We start from the raw sequence: 5,412 nt of genomic DNA, 5'->3' as shown, positions 1-5,412 counted from the left end.
CCCTTTTCCCCAACCCCGCCCTGTGCGGGGTTTTGCATTTCTGGAGAGCCTCTTTATGGCCGATATTGGCATTTTTAACGACGATGTATTTTCGGTGTCCTCGCTGACCGCAGCGATCAACGAACAGGAATATTTGCCGGGGCGCATCAGCAGTCTGGGCCTGTTTCGCGAGGAAGGCATCAGCACCCTGACCGTCCAGATCGAAAAGGACGGTAACACCCTGGCGCTGGTGCCGGCGGGTGAGCGCGGCACCTCGGGGCTGGTCGTGGGTGCCAGCAAGCGGCAGATGATTCCGTTCAACACCGTGCACCTGCCGCAGCGTTTCACCATAAAGGCCGACGAGATTCAAGGCATTCGCGCCTTTGGTACGACCACCGAACTGCAGGCGGTGCAGGGCGTAGTAAACACGCGCCTGAGCAAAGCCAAGCGTCAACTCGATGCCACCCATGAATTTCAGCGCATGGGTGCGCTCAATGGTCTGGTGCTGGACGCGGATGGCTCAACGGTCCTGCTGAACATCTATCAGGCATTTGGTGTGGAGCAACAACGCCTGTCCATGGGCCTGAACGACTCGGCGACGAAGATCCGAGTCAAGTGCGCCGAAGCGCTGGACATGCAAGACGATGAGCTGGGCAGCGTGACCAGCTCGGGCGCGCGAGCCTTCTGTGGCAAGAATTTCTGGAACAAGCTGATCACGCACAAATCGGTTGAGGAAACCTACCTCAATACGATCCAGGCCGCGGAGTTGCGTGGCGATGCGCGAGACAGTTTCGAGCTGGGTGGCATCGTCTGGGAGCGCTACCGGGGGCGCATCGCTGGCGTATCGTTTATCCACGACGATCAGGCGTTATTGATTCCTGAAGGCGTGCCGGAGCTGTACATCTCCTGCTTTGCCCCTGCGGACTACATGGAGACCGCCAATACCCAAGGCCTGCCGTATTACAGCAAGCTGGAACCACTGCCGTTCAACAAGGGCATGGCCGGCGAAGCCCAGTCCAACCCATTGCACCTGTGTACGCGTCCGCGGGCGCAGATCCTGCTGACGCTCTGATCATGGCCTTTCGAGAGCTGGTCGAGGCGATCGACAGCGTGGTGTTCGACACCCTGGCCGACGTTGGCTACATCGAAGGTCGGCGGGTGCTGGGCATGTTTTCGGCACCCTGGTTGCAACCCAAGATCGGTCGCTTGAACACCGGTCTGCGCGAGCCGTGTTTTCACATTCGGGTCGCCGATGCCGCGGGCGTGGAAAAAACGCAAACGGTGCTCATCGAGTTGCCCGCCCTGGACGGCGGTGGCGAGTACACCCTGACGCACCTGGAACCAGCGGGTGATGGGCTGGTGGCCTTGTCGCTGAGGTTAAAAGCATGAGTGCTGTGCCGGTGTCGCTGCAGCTTTCGGCTGACGATGTGCAGGCTTTTGAACAACTGGCCAAGGTGATGCCCAAGGCCGTGGCCGCGGCGCAACGACGGGCGATTAACAAGACGTTGGGGTGGCTGGCCACACACATGGCGCGCGATGTCAGCAAGCAGGAGCGGATTGCCGTGCGGGCAGTGCGGCAGCGTCTGCGTTGTTATCCCATCAAAGGCCAGGGGCAACCGGGCAAACTTTGGTTCGGCACCAACCCAATGGACGCCAGCCGGGTAGGGAATCCCCGTCAGGGCAAGGCCGGTGTCTCGGTGGCGGGACGACGGTATCAGGGCGCTTTTTACAAGCGTGTGTATGGCAACAAGGCGGATATCTGGATTCGTACCTCCAGCAAACATTTCAACCCGGACGACTATCCCGGCGGCGCATCCGCGACAGGGGGTAAGAGCTCGGGTTGGATCGCGGAAAACGACAATCGTTTTCCGCTCGCCAAGGCCACGGTTTCGCTCGAAGACGCCGAAGAGCCTTTTTACACCTGGGCCAACAAAGCCGATGAGCGCCTGCTGATCGTGTTCAAGCAGGAAATGAACTTTGAACTGCATAAGTACCTGAAGGGGAGCGCCCGTGTCTGATCCTGCTTTTTCGCTGGACGCGCTGTACGCCGCCATAGAGGAACACCTCCGCCAAGCGCTGCCCTCTGTGCGATTTGTCGCGACCTGTCCAGACATTCAGGACCGGGTAGCGCTGCCGGCGGTGTTCCTGGAACCGGTGGAGTTTGAGCCCGGGCAAGACATCGGTACCGGTGAAACGGTGCTGGTCCAACGTTTTGAAGCGCGAATTATTGTCGCGCCCGAGTTGGGCCGGCATCAGCAACTCGGTGCCCAATTGGCGGCGCAAATAGCAATCCTCCTTCGGGGGCAGACCTGGGGTCTGGACAATGTCGAGCAGGCGCAATTCGTGGCCTCGCGCCAAGACTGGACCAAGCCCGAACTGGATGGCTACACCGTGTGGGTGGTGGAATGGACTCAGCAGATCTACCTTGGCGAAGTCGAGTGGCAGTGGCCAGTCGAGCCTCCTGGCACGCTGTACCTGAACGTCGATGGCTGCACCGGTACCGGCAATGAAGATCACTACTTTCAGCCGGAGGATCTGGCATGGGATACGCCAGCGCCGAACATGACCGGATGATCGCTGCGATGCTGATGCCCTGTGTGGTGGTCGGCATTGATCTGATGGCCGGGCGAGTGCGGGTCAAGGCCGGTACTTGGGTCAGTGCCTGGGTGCGTTGGCACAGTCTGGCGGCGGGCAAGGCCCGTCATTGGCGCGCGCCGAGCCTGAATGAGCAGGGCGCGCTGTTCAGCCCCAGCGGTGATCCGGCGATGGGCACGTTCATCCCGGGGCTGTATGGCAACGCCGGGGCCCCGCCGGACAACCGCGATCACGTCGAGGCCTGGTACTTCGACGATGGCGGCTCACTGGTCTACGACTGGCAAGCCGGCAGCTACAGCATCGCGTTACCCGACGGCAGCCGCGCGACCATCGCGGTCGGTGGCTCGCAGTTTGAAGTGACGCCGTCTCAAGTCCGGGTGACGGCCAGCCAGATCACGCTGGCGGGTGAGGTGAACATCGACGGTGCGCTGAGCGTATCCGGCGACATCACCGGCGCCGGCACGATCATGGATGCCGGAGGCAACAGCAGCAACCACTCGCATTGAGTGCACATCATCTTCAGCCCGCCTCGTGCGGGCTTTTTTATGTCTGGAGAAAAAATCATGACGAGTAAATCCACGCCAGTTCCGGCCGCCACGGTTGCACCCGCGCCGGCCACGCTGAGCTTCTTTCGCGACACGCTGTTCACCTCGCGGGTGCTGATCCTGCTGGACGCCGAGCGCACCTTGAAAGTGGAAAAGGGCCAGGTTGTGGTGGCCTCGGATGACACGGTGGCGATCGAGTATTTGCACGGTCGCAAGGACTTTGTCGCGGTCGAGGGCTGATCGAGTGATCGGGATGATCGGACTGGACCGCCGCACCGGCCAACTCATCTCCGGCCTCGATCACCTGCGCCAGTCCATCGAGGACATCTTGTCCACGCCCTTGGGCAGCCGCCGCATGCGCCCGGAGTACGGCAGCAAGCTGCGGCGCTTTGTCGACTTGCCGGTGAATGACGGCTGGAAAAGTGCCGTGCAAGCGGAAGTGGCCAGCACGCTCGGGCGTTGGGAGCCGCGCTTGAAACTGGGCCGGGTGCGCGCCGTGGCCATTCTCGAAGGGCGTATCACCTTTGAGCTGATCGGGCAGTACCTCGGCAGCGACGTGATTTTGGAGGTGTCCGCATGACCATGGAACTGGCGGCTCTGCCGCCGCCGCAAGTGCTGGAAGACCTCGACTTTGAGGCGGTCTACCAAGAGAAACTTGAAGCCTTCCGCCTGAGCATGGGCGACAACTGGAGCGCGGAGCTGGAAAGTGATCCGGTGCTCAAGCTGATCGAGCAGGCCGCGTATGGCGCCTTGCAGAACCGGGCGCGAGTCAACGATGCCGGCAAGGCGCTGTTGCTAGCCCATGCCGAGCGGGCCGACCTCGATCACCTGGCTGCCAACGTCAACCTGCAGCGTCTGGTGATTCAGGCCGGAGATCCGAGCACGGTACCGCCGACGCCGCAGGTGCTCGAAGAGGACGATGCCCTGCGCGAGCGGGTGCAGTTGTCGTATGAGGGGCTGACCACGGCAGGGCCGCGTAACAGCTACATCCTGCATGCGCGCAACGCCTCCGGGCTGGTGGCCGATGCCACGGCAGAAAGCCCATCGCCGGCCGTGGTGGTGGTCACCGTGCTCAGCCTCGAAGGCAGCGGCACCGCTTCGCCGGAGTTGCTCGAGCAGGTTCGATTGCACCTGAATGACGAAGAGGTCCGGCCAGTGGCCGATCGGCTCACGGTGCAGAGCGCGGCGGTGATCGACTACCGCATCGAGGCGGTGTTGTATCCGCAGGCCCCGGGGCCGGAAAACGAAGCCTACCTGGCCGAAAGCCAGAAACGCCTGAATGAGTGGATCAACCCGCGTCGCCGCCTGGGTCTGGAAGTGGCGCGCTCGGGGATCGATGCGCAGTTGCACATTCCCGGCATCGCCCGGGTTGAGCTACTGGGCTGGACCGACATCAAACCGAGCAAGGCTGAGGCCGCGTTTTGCACCGGCTACAGCGTGACGCTGGGGGCCTGACATGAGCAGTCAGTTACCGCTCAACAGCACGCCGCTGGAGCTGGCCGTGGAAGCGGCCAACTACGAAAGCACACTGATTCCGCTGCGCAGCTTATACGACGCCGACACCTGTCCCGAACACCTGTTGCCGTACTTGGCTTCGGCCTGGTCCGTGGACCGTTGGAACAGCAACTGGACCCAGGAGGCCAAGCGTACGGCGATCTGTTCGGCGTACGACGTGCATGCGCGCAAAGGCACCATTGGTGCGTTGCGCCGGGTGGTCGAGCCCCTGGGCTACCTGATCGACGTGGTCGAGTGGTTCGACACCGTGCCGGAAGGCGTGCCCGGCACCTTCGCCTTGGAGGTCGCGCTGAATGACTCGGGCATCACCGAGGAGCTGTACGAGGAACTGGCGTGGTTGATCGACGACGCGCGCCCGGTCAGCCGGCACATGACCAATCTGGCGCTCAGTCTGCAGACCGAGGGCGTACTGGGCATAGCCGTGTGCGTCCAAGAAGGCGAAGAAATCGACGTATACCCCCCAGCCCCGAAAGACATAGACGTGACCGGCACTTTTGGCCCGACGCTCTGCGTCGATGAAACCGATACTTTGGACGTTTATCCCTATGATTGATAAGACCAGTCAGTTTTTTGCCATTCTCACCGCCGTGGGCGAAGCCAAGCACGCCAATGCCATCGCCATGGGCCTGGACTGGATGTTTACCGAGATGGGCCTGGGCGATGCCAACGGCACCGACCCGATTCCCGATCGCCTGCAAACCCAGTTGATCAACGAATGGCGCCGGGCGCCGATCAATCAGATCCGAGTCGATCCGGCCAACCCCAACACAGTGATCAC

The 5,412-nt window shown here is 61.9% G+C and carries 10 protein-coding genes; all 10 read left to right on the top strand.

Annotated features, from left to right (window positions below):
* The first annotated feature begins 55 nt into the window (after window positions 1–55).
* Window positions 56–1,051, top strand: a complete 996-nt coding sequence (locus tag SB725_RS30005) for a major capsid protein (RefSeq protein ID WP_027923830.1) — start codon at window positions 56–58, stop codon at window positions 1,049–1,051.
* Between the two features lie 2 nt (window positions 1,052–1,053).
* Window positions 1,054–1,368 (top strand): hypothetical protein, encoded by a 315-nt coding sequence (locus SB725_RS30000; protein WP_410923002.1) that lies wholly within the window; start codon window positions 1,054–1,056, stop codon window positions 1,366–1,368.
* On the top strand, window positions 1,365–1,997 hold the full coding sequence (locus SB725_RS29995) for a phage tail protein (protein WP_027923832.1): 633 nt from the start codon (window positions 1,365–1,367) through the stop codon (window positions 1,995–1,997). Before SB725_RS30000 ends, SB725_RS29995 begins: the two co-directional genes overlap by 4 nt.
* Window positions 1,990–2,553, top strand: a complete 564-nt coding sequence (locus SB725_RS29990) for a hypothetical protein (RefSeq protein ID WP_050590201.1) — start codon at window positions 1,990–1,992, stop codon at window positions 2,551–2,553. Before SB725_RS29995 ends, SB725_RS29990 begins: the two co-directional genes overlap by 8 nt.
* Window positions 2,520–3,080, top strand: a complete 561-nt coding sequence (locus tag SB725_RS29985) for a phage baseplate assembly protein V (protein WP_027923833.1) — start codon at window positions 2,520–2,522, stop codon at window positions 3,078–3,080. The genes SB725_RS29990 and SB725_RS29985 overlap by 34 nt, the downstream gene beginning before the upstream one ends.
* A gap of 57 nt (window positions 3,081–3,137) precedes the next feature.
* On the top strand, window positions 3,138–3,359 hold the full coding sequence (locus tag SB725_RS29980) for a hypothetical protein (protein ID WP_032833526.1): 222 nt from the start codon (window positions 3,138–3,140) through the stop codon (window positions 3,357–3,359).
* Between the two features lie 13 nt (window positions 3,360–3,372).
* A complete protein-coding gene (locus SB725_RS29975; protein WP_027923834.1) occupies window positions 3,373–3,699 on the top strand; it encodes a GPW/gp25 family protein in 327 nt (108 codons plus the stop codon).
* Window positions 3,696–4,574, top strand: a complete 879-nt coding sequence (locus tag SB725_RS29970) for a baseplate J/gp47 family protein (protein WP_410923001.1) — start codon at window positions 3,696–3,698, stop codon at window positions 4,572–4,574. Before SB725_RS29975 ends, SB725_RS29970 begins: the two co-directional genes overlap by 4 nt.
* A 1-nt stretch (window position 4,575) precedes the next feature.
* On the top strand, window positions 4,576–5,187 hold the full coding sequence (locus SB725_RS29965) for a phage tail protein I (RefSeq protein ID WP_410923000.1): 612 nt from the start codon (window positions 4,576–4,578) through the stop codon (window positions 5,185–5,187).
* Window positions 5,180–5,412: phage tail protein (locus SB725_RS29960; protein WP_410922999.1), on the top strand; the 233-nt coding region annotated here is incomplete at its 3' end. The genes SB725_RS29965 and SB725_RS29960, both read left to right, overlap by 8 nt.

Origin of the sequence: Pseudomonas sp. SIMBA_041, assembly GCF_046535095.1 — a bacterium.
Classification (GTDB): Bacteria; Pseudomonadota; Gammaproteobacteria; order Pseudomonadales; family Pseudomonadaceae; genus Aquipseudomonas; species Aquipseudomonas mucoides.
The sequence above is the reverse complement of the archived record's forward strand: the minus strand, read 5'-3'. Positions and strand labels throughout refer to the sequence as shown.

Excerpts from the sequence above, each read along its gene's own strand:
- SB725_RS29980 (WP_032833526.1), top strand. The coding sequence starts at position 3,138 with ATGACGAGTAAATCCACGCCAGTTCCGGCCGCCACGGTTGCACCCGCG.
- SB725_RS30005 (WP_027923830.1), top strand. The coding sequence starts at position 56 with ATGGCCGATATTGGCATTTTTAACGACGATGTATTTTCGGTGTCCTCG.
- SB725_RS30000 (WP_410923002.1), top strand. The coding sequence starts at position 1,054 with ATGGCCTTTCGAGAGCTGGTCGAGGCGATCGACAGCGTGGTGTTCGAC.
- SB725_RS29985 (WP_027923833.1), top strand. The coding sequence starts at position 2,520 with ATGGGATACGCCAGCGCCGAACATGACCGGATGATCGCTGCGATGCTG.
- SB725_RS29995 (WP_027923832.1), top strand. The coding sequence starts at position 1,365 with ATGAGTGCTGTGCCGGTGTCGCTGCAGCTTTCGGCTGACGATGTGCAG.
- SB725_RS29975 (WP_027923834.1), top strand. The coding sequence starts at position 3,373 with ATGATCGGACTGGACCGCCGCACCGGCCAACTCATCTCCGGCCTCGAT.
- SB725_RS29965 (WP_410923000.1), top strand. The coding sequence starts at position 4,576 with ATGAGCAGTCAGTTACCGCTCAACAGCACGCCGCTGGAGCTGGCCGTG.
- SB725_RS29970 (WP_410923001.1), top strand. The coding sequence starts at position 3,696 with ATGACCATGGAACTGGCGGCTCTGCCGCCGCCGCAAGTGCTGGAAGAC.